Origin of the sequence: Azospirillum lipoferum (assembly GCF_024170005.1) — a bacterium.
Taxonomy (GTDB): Bacteria; Pseudomonadota; Alphaproteobacteria; order Azospirillales; family Azospirillaceae; genus Azospirillum; species Azospirillum lipoferum.
The window spans coordinates 48,685-66,447 of the sequence record NZ_JALJXJ010000021.1 but is presented as its reverse complement, the minus strand read 5'-3'; the positions used below and the strand labels follow the sequence as shown (position 1 = coordinate 66,447).

Here is a 17,763-nt window from a genome sequence, read left to right as displayed (position 1 = left end):
ATGGGCGCGGACATCGCGCATAACTTTAAGATTAAAAATTTGTCATCGTCCATCGGAATCTCGCGATCCCATCTCACGTCTTTGTTCGGTGCCGCTTTCGGCTTACCTCCGCTCGCCCGGCGTCACCACCGCCAGCCTGGAGTAGTTGGCCCACAGGACGTCCCTCCATTTCCGGCGACGGGATGTGCCGTCGGATGCCGGGACTGGACGTCTAGTCGCCGCCGCAGAAACGGTCCCGGCCGGTCACCTTCGCCTGATACAGGCGGGCATCGGCATCGGCCAGCAATCCGGCCGGGGATTTGTCCCTTGCGGGCATCGCCGCCGCCATCCCCAGGCTGACGGTCACATGCGGAGCGCAAGAGGACCGGGCATGGGGGATGCCTTGCTCCCGCACGCGGTCGAGAATGCGTCGGGCCACCACCCGGGCGCCGTCCTCGTCTCCATCCGGCAGCAGGACGACGAACTCTTCACCGCCATAGCGGGCGACGAGGTCGGACGGGCGGCAGACGCAGCCCGCAATGGCCTCCGCGACGACGGTCAGGCACGAATCGCCTTTCTGATGGCCATAATGGTCGTTGTACGCCTTGAAGCAGTCGACATCGACCATGATGAGGGCGATGGATTGCTGCGCCCGCTCGCACCGGCGCCATTCCTTGTCGAGCGTTTCATCGAAGCAGCGGCGGTTCGCCACCCCGGTCAGCCCGTCGCTGGTCGCCATTTGCCGCAGCAGGTCGTTGGCGCGCTTCAGGGACAGGTGCGTGCGGACGCGGGCGCGCACCACCGCGGTGTTGATCGGCTTGGTGATGAAGTCCACCGCCCCGGCCTCCAGCGCCCGGGTCTCGTCCTCCGGGCTGTTGAGAGCGGTGACGAACAGGATCGGGATGTTCGCCGTATGCACGGAAGCCTTCAGCTCCGCACAGACCGCCCATCCGTCCACCCCCGGCATCATGGCATCCAACAGGATGAGGTCGGGATGCTGGTCGCACGCCACCTGCAGCGCCTTCTGCCCGTCGAGGGCGAAGACGACGTCATGCTCGTCCTTCAGCGCGGCGCGCAGGATACGGATGTTCTCGATGGCGTCGTCCACCACCAGGATCCGGCCCTTGCCGGACAGTTCAACCCGGTTCATTTCCCCTCCCCGCAGCGAGGCCGGCCAACATGTGCAGAACGCTTTCCTGAGCCGCCGCGAAGTCCAGGGTCTCGATCGCCTGCGCCAATTCCGCGAAGGCATCCTCGGGCACCGCCGCCTCGATCGCCGGCCCGAGGGCCTGGAACATATCCTCCGCCGCCAGGTTGCTGGCCTTCAGCAGGGTCAGCAGCCGGTCCAGGCTTTCCCCGATGTCCGCCGGAGCGGCATGGGGTGCCGAAGGCAGCGGTGTCCGCCGCTGGTCCGGCTTTCGGGCGGCATCCCGGGCGGCGTTTCGGACGGCGGTTCCGACCGCCGCCAGAGCCGCGTCCAATTCGGCCAGCAGCCCGGGCAGTTCCGCCTCGCGACCTTCCTTCAGGGCGGCTTCCGACGCAGCGGCAAGGCCGGCCGCCTCGACGGCCCCGAGATTGGCCGCGACGCCGCGCAGGCGGTGCAGGAGGCGGGCAGCCTCCTCACCCTTCCTTTCCGCGACGAGACGGCGGGCCTCCTCAGTCGTCCCGCCCTGGGTCTCGGTGAACCTTGTCAGCAGAGAGACGAGCAGGCGTTCGTCGCCGCCCAGGCGGGCGAGGGCGGTGCGCAGGTCCATGCCGGGCAGCCCGGCGGGGAGTTCGGGCCGGTCCGCCTCTTCCGGCGCCGCATCACCGGCGGACGATGCGGATTCCGTCGCGCCGATGCCGGGGACAACGCCGGGGACGATGCCGGGAACAAGGGCCGTCAGCGTCGCGATCAACTGATCGACGTCGATCGGCTTGGCGACATGGGCATCCATCCCGGCCTCGAAGGCCTTCTGGCGATCGGCCTCCATGGCGTTGGCGGTCATGGCGACGATCGGCAGGGCGGTCAGGCCGAACCGCCCGCGGATGATGCCCGCCGCCTCGTAGCCGTCCATGCCGGGCATCTGGACGTCCATCAGCACCGCGTCGAACCGGCCGGGGTCCGACGCCAGGGCGGCGACCGCCGCCCTTCCGTCGCCCACGACCTCGACGGCCGCGCCGGCGCGGATCAGAATGTCGCGGGCGACCTCCTGGTTGATCTCGTTGTCCTCGACCAGCAGCACCCGCAACCCGGTCAAGCGCCCGGCCAGCGGCGGCAGAGCGGGGGAATTGCCTGCCATGGGATTGCCGCTGCGCACGCGGGCGACCGCATCGAACAGCGAGGACGGGGTGATCGGCTTGCCGAGGATTCCGTCGATCCGCACGTCGTCGCAGACGCGCGCCACGGCTTCACTTCCATAGGCGGTGAACATCAGGATCACCGGCGGCAGGCGGATTGCCGGATCCGCCTTGGCGGCCTTGAGCAAGGCGATGCCGTCCATTCCCGGCATGCGCCAGTCGAGAAGAAGGATGTCCAGGTCGGCTCCGTCCGCCGTGCGGCGGCGCAGGAGGTCCAGCGCGTCCTCCGCCGACGCCACCGCATCGGGTATCCAGCGGAAGGACCGGCAGGTGTGGACCAGGACCTCGCGGGCGGTCTCGTTGTCGTCGACGACGAGGACGGCCAGCTTTTCCAGGCCGGCGAAGGACGGGCGTGCGAAGGAACCTTCGGGAGCCCGCCCGAAGCGGGCACTGAAGCGGAAGTCGCTGCCCCGGCCGAGGGCGCTGGTCACCGTGATGGATCCGCCCATCAGGGCGGCCAGCCGGCTGCTGATGGCCAGCCCGAGGCCGGTGCCGCCGTATTTGCGGCTGGTCGAGCTGTCGGCTTGCGAGAAGGCGGCGAAAAGTTCCTTCTGCTGCTCCTCGGCGATGCCGATGCCCGTGTCCCGCACCGAGAATTCGAGCGTCAACCCTGTCTCGTCCTCCGCCATCTTGCGGACGGACAGCACCACCTCGCCGTCTTCGGTGAATTTTACGGCGTTTCCGGTCAGGTTGAGCAGGATCTGCTGGAGCCGCAGGCTGTCCCCCACCAGCCCGAAGGGGACCTCCGCGTCCACGGCGATGACGGTCTCGATCCCCTTGTCGCGCGCCGTGGTGGACAGGACGGTCGACGTGTTGCGCAGCACCTCCTCCAGGGAGAACGGGATTTTCTCCAGCTCCATGTGGCCGGCCTCGATTTTCGAGAAGTCGAGGATGTCGTTGAGGATGCCGAGCAGCGATTGGGCCGAACGCTGGATTTTGGCGACGTAGTCCCGCTCGCGCTCGCCCAGCGGCGAATCCTGCAGCAGCCGCGACAGACCCATGATGGCGTTCATCGGCGTCCGGATCTCGTGGCTCATGTTGGCGACGAACTCGCTCTTGGCCCGGCTGGCGGCTTCCGCCTTGTCGCGGGCTTTCAGCAGTTCGGTGACGTCGTTCGTGATGCAGAGCAGATGCGGCTCGCCACCGCTGGCGAAGGGGACGAAAAAGACGTCGGCCAGGACCTCCTGCCCGTGAGGGGTGGCGTGGTGGACGCTGCTCTGGACGATCGCGTGGGTGGCGAGGGCCTGCTGTGCGGCGGCCAGCAATCCGGTCTCCTCCCAGTTCCGCAACTCCCGGAAATTGCCGGCGCGGACGGCCTCCTCGCCGGTGCCCACGATGTCGGCATACGCCCGGTTGGCCAGCACGCATTCGCCGGACGCCTTGAAGGCCACGATGCCGACGGGGCATTCGTTGATGATCTTCTGGTTGAGGTCGAGCAGTTCGTTCAGCCGCAGCTCGATCTGCTTGCGCTCGCTGATGTCCCTGATCGTTCCGATCAGAAACGGGTTTCCGTCGACGTCTGCGAAGACCGTCTTCTTGGTCAGGATGGTGTGTGTCTTGCCCTCAAGGTCGGTGAAGGGCTCCTCATTGAGGCTTTCCCGTCCCGATGCGAAAACCTCCTCGTCCTTGGCCCAGTAGATGTCCGCTTCCTCCTTGGGAAAGAACTCGTAGTCGGACTTGCCGAGCAGCGCGTCGCGCCCCGTTCCGGTGAAGGAGCAGAAGGAATCATTGAGGAACACCCAGCGATGCCCGCGGTCCTTGACGAATATGGGGTCCGGAACGCTGTTGAAGATGCTGTCCAGAAACAGCCTCGCCTTGGCGAGTTCGATTTCGGCGGTCTTCAATTTGGATATGTCGTCGTGGCTGACGACGACACGGCCGTTACCATCCCTCAGCGGGGTGACCCGCATCTGGAACCAGCGCTTCTGGTCGGGCGCATCGCAGGGATATTCCATGACGAACTCCGCCCGCCTGCCCGCCATCACCTCGCCGATCCCGTCGGCCGCGGCCAGTGCCAGCGACTGCTCGTCCCCTTGGGCAACCGTGCAGGCGGCGAGATAATTGTCTCCCACCCCCGCCCATCCCGGCGACATGCCGTTGCCGGCGGCGAACTTCCGCCAGGGGCGGTTCACTTCGGCGATGGTGCCGTCGGCATCGAGGATGGCGATGTGCGAGGCGACGGAATCCAGAATGGAGGTGATGAAATCGCGGTTCGCCTCGATGCTGGCGCTTTGCTCCCGAAGCAGCTGGTGGGCCTCCGCCAGCTTCTGCTCGTTCTCGATGCGCTCGGTGACATCATGGACGATCGACAGCACCAGCGTGCGGTTCTGGAGACCGATCGGGCTGGCGTAGGACTCCACCCAGCGGAGGCTTCCGTCCGCAAGGCGGTGCTGGAACAGAAAGTACCCCTTATCGGCCTCCCGGGCCTCCGCCATCATGGCGCGGACCTCGCTCTCGGGCTTCGGGTTGATCTCGAAGATCGTCATCCCACGCAGGACGTCGAGCCTGTAACCGTAGAACTCCGCCGCGGCGGAGTTCGCATCGACGATTAGGCCATTCTCGGGGTTGAGCAGCAGCTTGATGGCCGACCCTGCGGCGAACATCTGCTCGAACAGTTCCTGCCGTTCCCGCAGTGCCGCCTCCGCAACCCGGTGCTGGGTGACGTCGCCGAAGATCACCACGGCGCCGGCGACCTCCCCGTCGACCCGCTGGGCGGCAACGACATATTCGACGGGAATGCGCTGACCGTCGGTGCGGCAGAAATACTCGTCGTGGATGCGCCGTGTCTCGCCGTCCTCAAGGGTGCGGACGATGGAACAGCCGCCCTCCGCGCAGGCGCGCCCGTCAGCCAGCTGGTGTCGGACGACTTGGGTCTCAGGCAGGCCGATCATGCCTTGCGGGTTCGGCCAGCCGAGGATTTCAGCCGCGGCCCTGTTGGCGAAGACCAGCCGGTTGTCGCCGTCGACGCCGTAGATGCCCTCGCCGGCCGACTCCAGCACCTGCTCCAGGCGGGCGGTCGCGCTCTGCAGGGCCAGGGTGCGCTCGGCGACCATGGCCTCCAGATGGTTGCGGTGGGCGTTGAGGTCCCGTTCGACCGCCTTCAGCGCATGTTCGACCTCGACGGCTTCCCTGAAGCCGCTGTCCAGCGCCTGCAACGGTCTGCCTTCGGCCAGGGCCAGGGCCGGAGCGGCCAGTTCCCGGACCGACCGGCCGATGCGCCCGCCCAGTATCCAGGACGCGGCGAACCCCATGCACAAGAGGATCAGGACGCCCGCAATGGTGGGCGCCACGGACCGCAGGAGTTCGGCCGTCTCGACGGACCGCGGGATGCCGATGGCAACGCTCCACCCTGTCTTCTCGGAACGGCTGAACGCCACGAAGACGGGGATGCCCTCCAGCGTGTTTGTCTCGAAGAAGCCTTCGGGGGACTCCTGGAGGGCCTTCACCAGAGAGGGCACGCCTTTCTGACCCACGAACTTCTCGGCCAGATGCGTGCGGGCGACGATAACCCCCTGGCTGTCGAAGATGGAGGCGATGCGTCCCGGAGGCAGGCGCTGCTCGACGAAGATACGGTTGAAGCGCTCCGGCAGGACAACGATGTCGATGACGTATTTCACCGTGCCGCCCTGCCGGACGGGGACATAGATGGCGGTGAGGTATTGCTTGTAGATGGTCCCATACAAGAGGTCGGAGACCACCGGCTGGCCGTTCCCGAACACCCGGCGGATCGGGTCGAGATTGCCGGTGCGCGGCAGAGCCGTGCCGAAGGGGCGCAGCGTGTTGACCAGTTGCTGCCCGGCCTCGTCCATCACCACGACGGCCGTGCCGGGAAAATCGCCGCTCAACAATTGCCGGGCCTGGGCATCGAACGCTGCGAAACCGCCCTCCTCCAGCGAGGGGAAGATTGCGAGCGCCTTTGCCGCGCTCTCCACGACGTCGATGTCGCGGTCGACTGCGATCGACAGCGCCCGCGCCATCTGGATGGCGTCCCTTTCCATTTGGGCACGTTCGCGCTGGCAGGACTGGTAGGTCAGCAGACCCAGACCCAACAGGGATGGCAGGATGCAGGCAAGGACGACCGTGGCCAGCTTGGTGCGGATGGTTGGGAGGCCGGAGGGCCCGGAGGATCCACCGAAGAGGCTGTTGTCTTGGGCCATGGGCATACCCGCAAGGAGGCTATGCCAAAGGTACAATAGCCCAACCAAAATCGGCTAGAGCGGATTCCCATTATTCCGGTCCGGCAGCGGCGAAGAAGGCCCGGCCGTCGCTTGGCGTTCCGTTGTCGATGGCGTCCCGGACAGCCGTCCATAGGCCGTGGAGAGTCTTCCTACGCGATCATCCGCAGGCTGCTCGACAAGGGCAGAACGACAAGGGCAGAAGCTGGGTCAAGCTGTCCGGCGCCCATCTCACCAGCAGGTCGCCCTACAGCCAGAGCGCGGCGATCACGGCGGCCTATCCGGCCGCCGTGTCAGGCGATCGGCAACAGGCCGGATCTCCCGCATCGTCCAGCGGGCCATGATAAGGGGCTTCGTCAGACCTTGCGGTAGGCGAACATGACCGTTTCGTAGGGAAAGGCGATCTCGGCGCGGTCCGCCAGCTCGGGCGTACGGGCGATCAGCGCGCGGGTATCGCGTTCGACCTCCGCCTGCCGGTCGGGCGGCAGCGCCGCGATGAAGCTGACCGACATCGTCCGTTTGACGATGACGTCGTCCGGACTGCCGACATGGGCATGCCGGACATGGCGCTCGTCGATGGTCTCGAAGCCGGGTGCGGGGAAGACCCGGCGCCAGTTGCCGGTCCGATAGCGTGGGGTATCGCCTTCCCAGGGGTCGGTGATGGCGGTCAGTTCCGCCATCCACGGCACGCTTTCGTCGCGGACGTTCCAGATCAGCCCCAACCTGCCGCCCGGCTTCAGCACCCTCCGCATTTCCTGCAAGGCGGCGGCGGTGGCGAACCAGTGGAACGCCTGCGCGCAGACCACGGCATCGACGGAGCCGTCGGGCAGGGGAATGGACTCGGCGTTCCCGGCCAGGACGGTGATGTCGGGAAAGGCCGGAACGAGCTGCTCGCGCATACCAGCCACCGGCTCGACGGCGGTGATCTCGCCGCCGCACTGCTTCAGCACCGCGATGAACTTGCCGGTGCCGGCGCCAACCTCCAGGACTTTCCGGCCGGGACCGACGCCCAGGACATCGCGGAGCCAGACGGCGGCTTCGGCCGGATAGCCGGGTCGGCCTTTGACATAGGCTCCGGCACCGGTCTCGTAGCCGCTGGAAGAGTGATGAACCGGCATGTCGATCTCCATCCTTCCAGCGGGACCTGAAAACCGGACCTTACATCCCGGTCGAAGTCGGCAGCGGCTTGGCCGGCACCGGGACCGATGCCGATGACAGCGATGTCGGCGCATGGGCGGTGGGCGGAACCGGCAGAGGCGCCGGCTTCGACAGCGGGCGCGGCGTCGACACCGGCGTCACCGGATTGGCCGCTGCCGGGTTCGCCGACATGGCCGGGGCCGCTGCCGAACCCGACTGGCCCGACGGCGTCGCCAGCGTGGGCGGATCCTCGTAGATGTCGGGGTGGACGCGCACCACGCCGGCGGTATCGACCGAGGCGTTCCAGTAGACGAACCGCACGGGGATGGCGTTCGGCAGCCGGATCGTCTTGGTTTCCCCGGTGTCGAGCTGCTGGCCGATGCTGGCCGGCGTCATCTTCGCCGCACCCAGCAGAGTCTCCGCCATCATCCGGGCATCCTCCAGCCGCACGCAGCCGGAGCTGGCGGCGCGCAGGTCGCGGCTGAAGAGGCGCGGGTCGTTGGTGCCGTGCAGGAAGATGCCGTCGCCGTTGGTCAGGTTGAAGCGGAAACGGCCCAACGCGTTGTCGTCGCCCGGCCTCTGGACGATGCGGACGCGGCCGGGATCGACCGACCACCAGTTGACCGACTGGGTGTTGACCACCTCCGACCCGTCCAGATAGACGGCAGCGTTCTTGATGCCGGTGGTGCCCTTCTTGCGCAGGGCCGGCAGCTTGTCCTCGCTCAGCACCGTCGGCGGCACGGTCCAGGTCGGGTTGATGGTGACGCTGGTCACCTTGTCCTGCAACAGCGGCGTCTTGCGCGACGGCCGGCCGACCACCGCCCGCATGGTGAAGGTGGGGCGGCCATGTTCGATCAGGGTGACGGACTGGCCGGGCAGATTGACCAGGATGGTGGTGTCGGGGATGGAGGCCTGCTGTGCCCGCATCGCCGCGGCGGCGCGGCGCAGCAGCGCCACGGTCTGCGCCGGGGTGCGGTCCATCGCCTGGCGGGTCACCTCGCCGACCTTGCCGTCGGGCTGCAACCCCTCGGCGAGCTGGAAGGCGCGCACGGCAGTCTCGACATCGTCGTTGAAGCTGTCGGTCCATTTGTCGGCGGGCAGGAAGCCCAGCTCGATCAGGCGGCGCGACAGCTTGCCGACGCGGTCGGCCAGCGGCGAGCGCACGGTGATGACCACCGGCGGCGCCGGCTCCACCGGTTCCAGGCCGGGCAGGGTGGGGGCCTGCGCCTGCTGCACGTCGGCAGGAGGCACATCCATCGCCGGAGCCACGCTCTCGACCATGCCGCCGTCGCCCTTCTTGACGACGGCGCCGTAGCCGATGCGGGTGACCGGCGCCTTGGGCGCGTTCTGCACCTCCAGCGCGCGCTGTTCCAGTGCTGTGGCCCAGCCGGCGATCAGCGGCGGCTTGGCGGCGTGCACGGCCTCCTTCGCCGCCGCGGCAAGCGCCGGGCCGCTCAGGACGATGCCGACCAGCCCGCCGACCATGCAGAGGGCGGCGGAGCGGCGGGAGATCGGGCGGCGGATGTCATGCATGGCGACGGGACCGGAACGTGAACGGAAAGGATCGAACGCTGCAACCTTCGACAAGCCTCCCGTGAATCGCAAGCGACATTTGGTGACGACAGCCCTGCTGTTCACACTGTTGCTCCCTTGCATCGCCGTCTCACCCGTCCAGAGATGTTGCCGTTACACGCGCTCATCCACTGGTTGGACGCCGTGGCGGCCGATTTATTCCGAACCTTCGCAAGAGGTAACACCGCGAAGGCGGCCGTGAAGACGGGGTCGTGGCCCTGTATGTGTCATTTGACGTAGATACCGCCTTTCGCATGCGCGGTAGCTTTTCCTTCGACGATGTGGCGAAGCCCCGGAGCAACCGGGGCGCCAACAGGAAGGGGGCAACTTCATGCGGACCAAGCAACTGACGGCGAGCTTCGGGATCAGCGCGCTGGCCGGTCTGGCCATGGGTGCGATGGCATCCTTCGCTATGCCCGCCCAGGCGGCGGACGACACCATCAAGGTGGGCATCCTGCACTCCCTGTCCGGCACGATGGCGATCAGCGAGACGACGCTCAAGGACGTCATGCTGATGCTGATCGACGAGCAGAACAAGAAGGGCGGCCTGCTGGGCAAGAAGCTGGAGCCGGTGGTGGTCGACCCCGCCTCCAACTGGCCGCTGTTCGCCGAGAAGGCGCGCGAGCTGATCAGCAAGGACAAGGTGTCGGCCGTGTTCGGCTGCTGGACCTCGGTCAGCCGCAAGTCGGTGCTGCCGGTGTTCGAGGAACTGAACAACATCCTCTTCTACCCGGTCCAGTATGAGGGCGAGGAGTCCTCCCGCAACGTCTTCTACACCGGCGCCGCCCCGAACCAGCAGGCGATCCCGGCCGTCGACTATCTGATGTCGAAGGAGAAGGTCCAGCGCTGGGTGCTGGCCGGCACCGACTACGTCTATCCGCGCACGACCAACAAGATCCTCGAAGCCTACCTGAAGAGCAAGGGCGTCAAGCCCGAAGACATCATGATCAACTACACGCCGTTCGGTCATTCCGACTGGCAGTCGATCGTGGCAGACATCAAGAAGTTCGGGTCGGCCGGCAAGAAGACCGCCGTCGTCTCCACCATCAACGGCGATGCCAACGTTCCCTTCTACAAGGAACTGGGCAACCAGGGCGTCAAGGCGCAGGACATCCCGGTCGTCGCCTTCTCCGTCGGCGAGGAAGAGCTGGCCGGCATCGACACCAAGCCGCTGCTCGGCCATCTGGCCGCCTGGAACTACTTCCAGTCGGTCGAGACCCCGGCCAATACCGACTTCATCAAGTCGTGGAAGGCCTACACCAAGAACGACAAGCGCGTCACCAACGACCCGATGGAAGCCCACTATATCGGCTTCAACATGTGGGTGAAGGCGGTCGAGGCGGCCGGCACCACCGAGCCGGACAAGGTCATCGACGCCATGGTCGGCGTGGCCGTGCCCAACCTGACCGGCGGCTATTCGGCCATGCTGCCGAACCACCACATCACCAAGCCGGTGCTGATCGGCGAAGTGCAGGAGAACGGCCAGTTCGACGTCGTCTCCAAGACCTCGGGCCTCGTCCCGGGCGACGAGTGGTCGGACTATCTGCCGGACAGCAAGGACCTGATCGCCGATTGGCGCAAGCCGATGTCCTGCGGCAACTTCAACGTGAAGACCGGCAAGTGCGGCGGCAAGGGGTCGTGAGGGCAGCGTTCCCTCTCTGACCTGTCCCTTCTGACCTGAGTGGTTGCGACGCTTGCCCTTTCCCCTTTCCCGCCGGGCGGGGGAGGGGAGAGGGCAAGCGTTTCGCGTTTCCAGCCCCCGCAACGCCCCTGCACCGAAGGACCCCCGATGCGACGCGCTCTCCGCTGGCTGATGGCTGTCTGTGTGGTGGTCGCCACATCGACCGCCGCTTATGCCGCTGACCTCCGCCCGCTTGTCCAGGCCCTGGGCAGCGGTGGCTATTCCGGAACCGAAAAGGCCCTGGCGCAATTGTCGGAGGCCGGCGACCCGGCCGCCGTGCCGGTGATCGAGGCGCTCCAGGCCGGCGACCTCTATGTCCGCAAGTCCGACGGCACCGTGGTCGTCGCCCGCAAGTCCGGCGACGCCTTCACCCTGACCGACCCGCTGACCCGCGCCGCGCTGGGCGATGCGCCGGCCGCCGCGGTCGAGAAGATCCGCATCAACAATTCGCTCCGCCGCGCCATCAGCGCCTCGCTGGGTGCGCTCACCCTGATGAGCCCCGATGCCGGCGTCCGCCGCTCCGCCGCCGACGCGGTGTTCAAGAGCCGCGACGCCTCCGCGCTGGAGACGCTGAGCGCCGCCATCGCCAAGGAGCAGGACAAGGGCGTGCGCGCCGCCATGGAGCAGGCGCGCGCCGCCATCCTGCTGACCGGCGAGGCGGCGTCGAAGATGACCGACGCCGACATCCAGGCGGCGACCGACACGCTGACCGCCCGCGGCGACCGCGACGCGCTGGTCCTGCTGAACATGGTCGCCGGCTCCGGCGCGTCGGACGTCACCAAGAAATTGGCCGCCGCCGCCGTCTCCACCCTGGAGCAGAAGCTGGCCTTCTGGGCCGCCTTGCAGAATCTCTGGTATGGGCTGTCGCTGGGCTCGGTGCTGCTGCTGGCCGCCATCGGGCTGGCCGTCACCTTCGGCGTGATGGGCGTCATCAACATGGCCCATGGCGAGATGGTGATGATCGGCGCCTACACCACCTTCCTGGTGCAGGAGTTCTTCCGCGCCCATGCCCCCGGCCTGTTCGACCTGTCGATCCTGGTGGCGCTGCCCGCCGCCTTCCTCGTGTCCGGCGGCGTCGGCATCATCATCGAGCGCAGCGTGATCCGCTGGCTCTACGGCCGTCCGCTGGAGACGCTGCTCGCCACCTGGGGCCTGTCGCTGGCGCTCCAGCAGGCGGTGCGCAGCATCTTCGGCCCGACCAACCGCGAGGTCGGGGCGCCGAGCTGGATGTCCGGCGCTTTCGAACTGGGCGGCCTGACCATCACCTATGGCCGGCTGTGGATCGTCATCTTCGCCTTCGCCGTCTTCGCGGCGCTGCTGGTGGCGCTGAAGCGCACCTGGTTCGGCCTGTCGATCCGCGCGGTGACGCAGAACCGGCCGATGGCCAACGCCATGGGCATCCGCACTGCGCGGGTCGACGCGCTGACCTTCGGCCTGGGGTCCGGCATCGCCGGGCTGGCCGGGGTGGCGCTGAGCCAGATCGACAATGTCAGCCCGAACCTGGGCCAGGGCTACATCCTCGACAGCTTCATGGTCGTGGTGTTCGGCGGGGTGGGCAACCTGTGGGGCACGCTGGTCGGCGCGCTGACGCTGGGGTCCATGAACAAGTTCCTCGAACCCTATGCCGGGGCGGTGCTGGGCAAGATCCTGGTGCTGATCTTCATCATCCTGTTCATCCAACGGCGTCCGCGCGGCCTGTTCGCGCTGAAGGGCCGCGCGGTGGAGGCCTGATCCGATGCTGCTGCGCTTTTTCCTGATGGGGCTGGACCGCAAGGCCGGGATCGTGCTGACGATCCTCGCCATCCTGGCGGTGGCCGTCCCGGTGATGACGCTGTGGGTGCCGGCGGACTCGCCCTTCCACCTGTCGGTCTTCACCGTCTCGCTGCTGGGCAAATATCTGTGCTTCGCGCTGCTGGCGCTGGCGCTGGATCTGGTGTGGGGCTATTGCGGCATCCTGTCGCTCGGCCATGCCGCCTTCTTCGCGATCGGCGGCTATGCCATGGGCATGTACCTGATGCGGCAGATCGGCCCGCGCGGCGTCTACGGCAACCCGGTGCTGCCCGACTTCATGGTCTTCCTGAACTGGAAGGAGCTGCCCTGGTACTGGTGGGGCTTCGACCAGTTCTGGTTCGCCGCCGTCATGGTGCTGGTGGTGCCGGGGGCGCTGGCCTTCGCCTTCGGCTGGTTCGCCTTCCGCAGCCGCGTCACCGGCGTCTACCTGTCGATCATCACCCAGGCGCTGACCTTCGCCCTGCTGCTGGCCTTCTTCCGCAACGACATGGGCTTCGGCGGCAACAACGGCCTGACCGACTTCAAGGACATCCTCGGCTACGACATCCAGGCCGACACCACCCGCGTCGCCCTGTTCGTGGCGACGGTGGCCGCCCTGGCGCTCTCCTACATGATCGCGTCCGGCGTCATCGCCTCGAAGCTCGGCAAGGTGCTGGTGGCCCTGCGCGACGCCGAGAGCCGCGTCCGCTTCATGGGCTACGACACCGAAAGCTACAAGCTGTTCGCCTGGACGCTGTCGGCCTGCATGGCCGGCGTGGCCGGCGCCCTCTATGTCCCGCAGGTCGGCATCATCAACCCGTCGGAGTTCGCCCCGGCCAGCTCGATCGAGGCAGTGATCTGGGTCGCCGTCGGCGGCCGCGGCACGCTGGCCGGCGCCATCCTCGGCGCGGTGCTGGTCAACATGGGCAAGAGCTATTTCACCGGCGCCCTGCCGGAGCTGTGGCTGTTCGCGCTGGGCGGCCTGTTCGTGGCGGTGACCCTGTTCCTGCCCAAGGGCCTGCTGGGGCTGGGCGCGCAGTTGAAAGCCAAGCTGCCCGGCCGCAAAGCCTCGCCCCTCTCCAACGCCCAACCCGCCGACCAGAAGGGGGCCTGACCCATGAGCGCGGAATCGACCCTTCTCTATCTCGACGGCGTGTCGGTCAGCTTCGACGGTTTCAAGGCGCTGAACAGCCTGTCGCTGGTGATGATGCCCGGCGAGATGCGGGCGATCATCGGTCCCAACGGCGCGGGCAAGACGACGATGATGGACGTCATCACCGGCAAGACCCGTCCCGACACCGGCACCATCCTGTTCGAGGGCGACACCGACCTGACCCGCCTGCGCGAAGCGGCGATCGCCAATCTCGGCATCGGCCGCAAGTTCCAGCGCCCGACCGTGTTCGAGCCGCACACGGTGTGGGACAACCTGGAACTGGCGCTGAAGGCGCCGCGCCGGCCGCTGAAGACGCTGACCTACGCCATCAGCCGCGACGACCGCTCGCGGATCGAGGAGATTCTCGACATCACCCGCCTGTCCGCTTTGCGCAGCCGGCAGGCCGGCAGCCTGTCGCACGGGCAGAAGCAGTGGCTGGAGATCGGCATGCTGCTGGCCCAGGACCCCAAGCTTCTGCTGGTCGACGAGCCGGTGGCCGGCATGACCGACGCCGAGACCGAACAGACCGCCGAACTGCTGTGCAGCATCGCCGGCAAGCATTCGGTGATCGTGGTGGAGCATGACATGAGCTTCGTCCGCGCGCTGGGCGTGAAGGTCACGGTGCTGGCCGAGGGCTCGGTCCTGGCCGAAGGCTCGCTGGACGCGGTCAGCGCCAACCAGCAGGTCATCGACACCTATCTCGGCCGCTGACGGGAGATCCCATGATGTTGGACGTTCGCTCTCTCGATCTGCATTACGGCGCCGCACAGGCCCTGCGCGGCGTTTCCATGAAGGCCGAAATCGGCAAGGTCACCTGTCTGGTCGGTCGCAACGGCGTCGGCAAGTCCAGCCTGCTGCGCGCCATCGTCGGGCTGAAGCCGGTCTCCGGCGGCTCCATCGGCTGGGACGGCGCCGACGTGACGAAGATGGCGCCGGCCGACCGGGCGCGCCGCGGCATCGCCTATGTGCCGCAGGGCCGCGAGATCTTCCCGCTGCTGACGGTGCGGGAAAACCTGCTGACCGGCTACGCCCCGCTGCCGCGCGCCCAGCGTTCGATCCCCGACGAGGTGTTCGAGCTGTTCCCGGTGCTGAAATCCATGCTGGAGCGCCGCGGCGGCGACCTGTCGGGCGGCCAGCAGCAGCAGCTCGCCATCGGCCGCGCCCTGGTGACCCGCCCGCGCCTGCTGGTGCTGGACGAGCCGACCGAGGGCATCCAGCCGTCGATCATCAAGGACATCGGCCGCGCCATCTCCTATCTGCGTGACAAGGGCACCATGGCGATCCTGCTGGTGGAGCAGTATTTCGACTTCGCCCGCGACCTTGCCGACGACTGGGTGGTGATGGAGCGCGGCGAGGTGATGCTGTCCGGCCCGCGCAGCGGCCTGGACGAGCAGGAGGTGCGCAGATATCTGACGGTATAACACCGATGGCGGCGCCTCTCGCCCGGTGATCTGCGGAATATCTGCCTTCCCATTGCGTCCTTGGTCCATCTGGTCCGCCGTCCGGCGGGCCGGGTTTCTAGGGAGGAAACGCGCAATGATGTCCGCACTCCGTATCACCGCTGTCGCCCTGGGGCTGGGCGCCGTCCTGTCCGGCGCTCCGGCCTTCGCCCAGGACAAGGAACCGGCCATGACGGGGAAGACCGCGATGGGCCCTGTCCTGACCGATGCGAAGGGCATGACGCTCTACGTCTTCGACAAGGACGGTGCCGGCAAGTCGGCCTGCAACGGGCCCTGCGCGACGAACTGGCCACCGCTGATGGCATCCGCCTCCGCCAAGCCTATGGGCAAATACAGCGTCGTCACCCGCGACGACGGCAGCCGGCAATGGGCCTACAATGGCAAGCCGCTTTACACGTGGGCCAAGGATGCGAAGCCCGGCGACACCACGGGCGACGGCGTGAACAACGTCTGGCACGTGGCGAAACCGTAAGCTTTTTGTTGTGGCGGCGTGGTGACGACTGTCGTTCGGCACCACGGCGCCGCATTCGCCGGGAGTATGCTTATCCGGTCGAGGTAATGCGCAAACGTCGACTTCGCAGGCGGCGCTCTTTAAAGGTCGTTAAGGATCGAAACCGCATGATGGCCTCACCGTCATCTTGCTCATGGAGCAGCAGGCCATGTCGATCTACAACGCCACTTCGTTCGAAGCCGCCCCCTCCGCCGAGCCGAAGGTCCGCAAGATGACCGGCCTGCCGCGTCTGGCCGTCTGGGCGGTGATGATCGGCACGCCGTGGGTGGTGATCGTGGAAGCGGTGCGCCTGATCTTTTAAAGAACCGGCGCACCCTCTCTTCACACCATTATTGGGCCGGCGCCACCCAGGGTTCCAGCGCGCCGATCTTCTTGGCCCGCTTCTCGTCCGCAGACAGTTTGAAATTGTGACCGTAGGGCGCGCTCTCGAACGAGCCGTAGCCGGGATTGGCCAGCATCAGCCAGTCGCGCCCGAAATGCTCCTTCACCGCTTCGAACGCCTTCAGGCGGTCCGCCTCGCTGCCGTTGTAGGCATCGCTGAAATCGCCGAAATTGTCGCCGAACAGCAGGATGATCCGGTAATCCTTGGCGATGTAGGCACGCCGCGTGCCCTTCGCGGATCCCCAGTCCGGCTTTTCCTTGGACATCAGGAAGGTGTCGACGTTGCCGCCCATCGGGAAGCCCAGCGCCTGCGCGTTGCGGCGGGTCGGTTCCTCCTGGTCGGCGTTGCGGTTGGTGACGTAGAAGACCTTCACACCCTTCGATTCGGCGTACTGGGTGAACTCCACGGCGCCCGGAACCGCCGTCGCCTTCTCCGCCTTCACCCAGGCATCCCAGGTCTTGGGCGAGAACTCGCCGTTGGTGGTGACCAGCCCGGCCTGATAGGCGGAGTTGTCCATCGCCGTCTCGTCCAGGTCCAGCACCACGGCCGGCGGCAGGTCCTGGTAATTGCCGGTCTGCTCGGTCGCCGCGGTCCAGTTCCTGTCGGCCAGCGCCTTGTCCAGCTGGATCCTGCCCAGCGCATAGACCGCCAGCGCGTTCGCCTTGTATTCGACCGAGCGCTGCATCCACAGCTCGGCGTTCAGCAGATCGCTTTGCGGCACCGGATCCGCCGCCAAGGCAGGCCCGGCCAGAAGGGAGAGGGCAACCGCACCGGACAGCAGCGACCAGCGCCCGGAACAGGCGGAATTGCTCATCGACATACCCATCCATCAAGTGTCATGGAACTGTCATCGAAGCACAGATCCCGGCGCTTGGCGATGGCCCAGTGACGCTTGCGTCACCATGATTGGATACGCTTGCGTCATGCCGTCCTGCGGCACGTCTCAGGCCGGCTGGGGAATGGCGCTCTGCGGCATCGGGGTCAGCCCTGGGATCGCCTCCACCCGCTCCAGCCAGCGGCGGACGGCCGGATAGGGATCGAGCGGGATGCGGCCTTCCGGGGCGCGGGCGACATAGGCGTAGCAGGCGATGTCCGCGATGGTCGGCCTTGCCGCCGCCAGCCAGTCGCGGCCGTCCAGATAGCTGTTCATGAAGCGCAGGACGCGCTCCGCGACCCTCTGGGCGTCGGTCAGCGAGCCGGCCCCGCCCCACAGCGTCAGGATGCGCGCCAGGGCCGGTCCGAAGCGCAGGTCGCCGGCGGCAATCGACAGCCAGCGCTGCACCTGCGCCGTCTCTTCCGGCGCCTTCGGGTTCCACAGGCCGGAACCGTCGTAGCGGTCAGCAAGATAGACCAGAATGGCGACGGAGTCCGGCAGGACGAGATCACCGTCGACCAGCACCGGGATCTGCCCGAAGGGATTGAGGGCGAGGAAGCTGTCCGACCGCCGCACCTCCGCATTCGCTTCGACATAGCGGTATGGCAGGCCGAGGATGTTCAGGAAGGCTTCCACCCGGTGGGCATGCCCCGACAGCGGCGTGCCATAGAGCGTGATGGCGGGGTCGGTGCTGATGCTCATGGAAGGGCTCCTCTCTTCGGTCGATCG

General features: G+C 67.0%; 13 protein-coding genes. 7 read left to right on the top strand and 6 right to left on the bottom strand.

All coding sequences use genetic code 11. From position 1 onward, the window contains the following. Positions 1-211 precede the first annotated feature (211 nt). The 4 genes from J2848_RS32375 to J2848_RS32360 all read right to left on the bottom strand — a co-directional run bounded on the left by J2848_RS32375 (position 212) and on the right by J2848_RS32360 (position 9,164). Entirely contained in the window at positions 212-1,129 is a 918-nt protein-coding gene (locus tag J2848_RS32375; RefSeq protein ID WP_149235001.1) for a diguanylate cyclase, read from the bottom strand. After that, positions 1,116-6,476 (bottom strand): PAS domain S-box protein, encoded by a 5,361-nt coding sequence (locus J2848_RS32370; RefSeq protein WP_170307266.1) that lies wholly within the window; start codon positions 6,474-6,476, stop codon positions 1,116-1,118. Before J2848_RS32370 ends, J2848_RS32375 begins: the two co-directional genes overlap by 14 nt. A 374-nt stretch (positions 6,477-6,850) precedes the next feature. Next, on the bottom strand, positions 6,851-7,612 hold the full coding sequence (locus tag J2848_RS32365) for a class I SAM-dependent methyltransferase (RefSeq protein ID WP_149234999.1): 762 nt from the start codon (positions 7,610-7,612) through the stop codon (positions 6,851-6,853). A gap of 40 nt (positions 7,613-7,652) precedes the next feature. After that, positions 7,653-9,164: a L,D-transpeptidase family protein gene (locus tag J2848_RS32360; RefSeq protein ID WP_149234998.1), complete on the bottom strand. Its 1,512-nt coding sequence runs from the start codon at positions 9,162-9,164 to the stop codon at positions 7,653-7,655. Positions 9,165-9,534: 370 nt separating this feature from the next. Between J2848_RS32360 and urtA the strand changes: the two genes are divergently transcribed. From urtA to J2848_RS32325, 7 genes are all read left to right on the top strand, one after another. Beyond that, positions 9,535-10,845, top strand: a complete 1,311-nt coding sequence (urtA, locus tag J2848_RS32355) for an urea ABC transporter substrate-binding protein (RefSeq protein ID WP_149234997.1) — start codon at positions 9,535-9,537, stop codon at positions 10,843-10,845. Positions 10,846-10,992: 147 nt separating this feature from the next. Further along, entirely contained in the window at positions 10,993-12,615 is a 1,623-nt protein-coding gene (gene urtB, locus J2848_RS32350) for an urea ABC transporter permease subunit UrtB (RefSeq protein ID WP_149234996.1), read from the top strand. 4 nt (positions 12,616-12,619) lie between these two features. After that, entirely contained in the window at positions 12,620-13,768 is a 1,149-nt protein-coding gene (gene urtC / locus J2848_RS32345; RefSeq protein WP_149234995.1) for an urea ABC transporter permease subunit UrtC, read from the top strand. Between the two features lie 3 nt (positions 13,769-13,771). Next, positions 13,772-14,518, top strand: coding sequence for an urea ABC transporter ATP-binding protein UrtD (gene urtD, locus J2848_RS32340; RefSeq protein WP_149234994.1), 747 nt, complete (start codon positions 13,772-13,774; stop codon positions 14,516-14,518). Positions 14,519-14,532: 14 nt separating this feature from the next. Then, on the top strand, positions 14,533-15,228 hold the full coding sequence (urtE, locus tag J2848_RS32335; protein WP_149235023.1) for an urea ABC transporter ATP-binding subunit UrtE: 696 nt from the start codon (positions 14,533-14,535) through the stop codon (positions 15,226-15,228). A 115-nt stretch (positions 15,229-15,343) separates the two neighbouring features. Then, positions 15,344-15,739: a COG4315 family predicted lipoprotein gene (locus J2848_RS32330; protein ID WP_149234993.1), complete on the top strand. Its 396-nt coding sequence runs from the start codon at positions 15,344-15,346 to the stop codon at positions 15,737-15,739. 187 nt (positions 15,740-15,926) lie between these two features. Further along, a complete protein-coding gene (locus tag J2848_RS32325) occupies positions 15,927-16,079 on the top strand; it encodes a hypothetical protein (protein WP_170307265.1) in 153 nt (50 codons plus the stop codon). Positions 16,080-16,107: 28 nt separating this feature from the next. On the opposite strand, the gene J2848_RS32320 is transcribed toward J2848_RS32325, so the two are convergent. Both J2848_RS32320 and J2848_RS32315 read right to left on the bottom strand, forming a co-directional pair. Further along, the gene (locus J2848_RS32320; RefSeq protein WP_149234992.1) at positions 16,108-16,974 is read right to left on the bottom strand and encodes a 5'-nucleotidase, lipoprotein e(P4) family; all 867 of its coding nucleotides are present in this window, start codon (positions 16,972-16,974) and stop codon (positions 16,108-16,110) included. 129 nt (positions 16,975-17,103) lie between these two features. Beyond that, a complete protein-coding gene (locus J2848_RS32315; RefSeq protein WP_149234991.1) occupies positions 17,104-17,736 on the bottom strand; it encodes a glutathione S-transferase family protein in 633 nt (210 codons plus the stop codon). Positions 17,737-17,763: the final 27 nt, after the last annotated feature.

Excerpts from the sequence above, each read along its gene's own strand:
- J2848_RS32330 (WP_149234993.1), top strand. The coding sequence starts at position 15,344 with ATGATGTCCGCACTCCGTATCACCGCTGTCGCCCTGGGGCTGGGCGCC.
- urtC (WP_149234995.1), top strand. The coding sequence starts at position 12,620 with ATGCTGCTGCGCTTTTTCCTGATGGGGCTGGACCGCAAGGCCGGGATC.
- J2848_RS32365 (WP_149234999.1), bottom strand. The coding sequence starts at position 7,612 with ATGCCGGTTCATCACTCTTCCAGCGGCTACGAGACCGGTGCCGGAGCC.
- urtD (WP_149234994.1), top strand. The coding sequence starts at position 13,772 with ATGAGCGCGGAATCGACCCTTCTCTATCTCGACGGCGTGTCGGTCAGC.
- J2848_RS32360 (WP_149234998.1), bottom strand. The coding sequence starts at position 9,164 with ATGCATGACATCCGCCGCCCGATCTCCCGCCGCTCCGCCGCCCTCTGC.
- J2848_RS32370 (WP_170307266.1), bottom strand. The coding sequence starts at position 6,476 with ATGGCCCAAGACAACAGCCTCTTCGGTGGATCCTCCGGGCCCTCCGGC.
- J2848_RS32375 (WP_149235001.1), bottom strand. The coding sequence starts at position 1,129 with ATGAACCGGGTTGAACTGTCCGGCAAGGGCCGGATCCTGGTGGTGGAC.
- urtB (WP_149234996.1), top strand. The coding sequence starts at position 10,993 with ATGCGACGCGCTCTCCGCTGGCTGATGGCTGTCTGTGTGGTGGTCGCC.
- J2848_RS32320 (WP_149234992.1), bottom strand. The coding sequence starts at position 16,974 with ATGAGCAATTCCGCCTGTTCCGGGCGCTGGTCGCTGCTGTCCGGTGCG.
- J2848_RS32325 (WP_170307265.1), top strand. The coding sequence starts at position 15,927 with ATGTCGATCTACAACGCCACTTCGTTCGAAGCCGCCCCCTCCGCCGAG.
- urtA (WP_149234997.1), top strand. The coding sequence starts at position 9,535 with ATGCGGACCAAGCAACTGACGGCGAGCTTCGGGATCAGCGCGCTGGCC.
- J2848_RS32315 (WP_149234991.1), bottom strand. The coding sequence starts at position 17,736 with ATGAGCATCAGCACCGACCCCGCCATCACGCTCTATGGCACGCCGCTG.
- urtE (WP_149235023.1), top strand. The coding sequence starts at position 14,533 with ATGTTGGACGTTCGCTCTCTCGATCTGCATTACGGCGCCGCACAGGCC.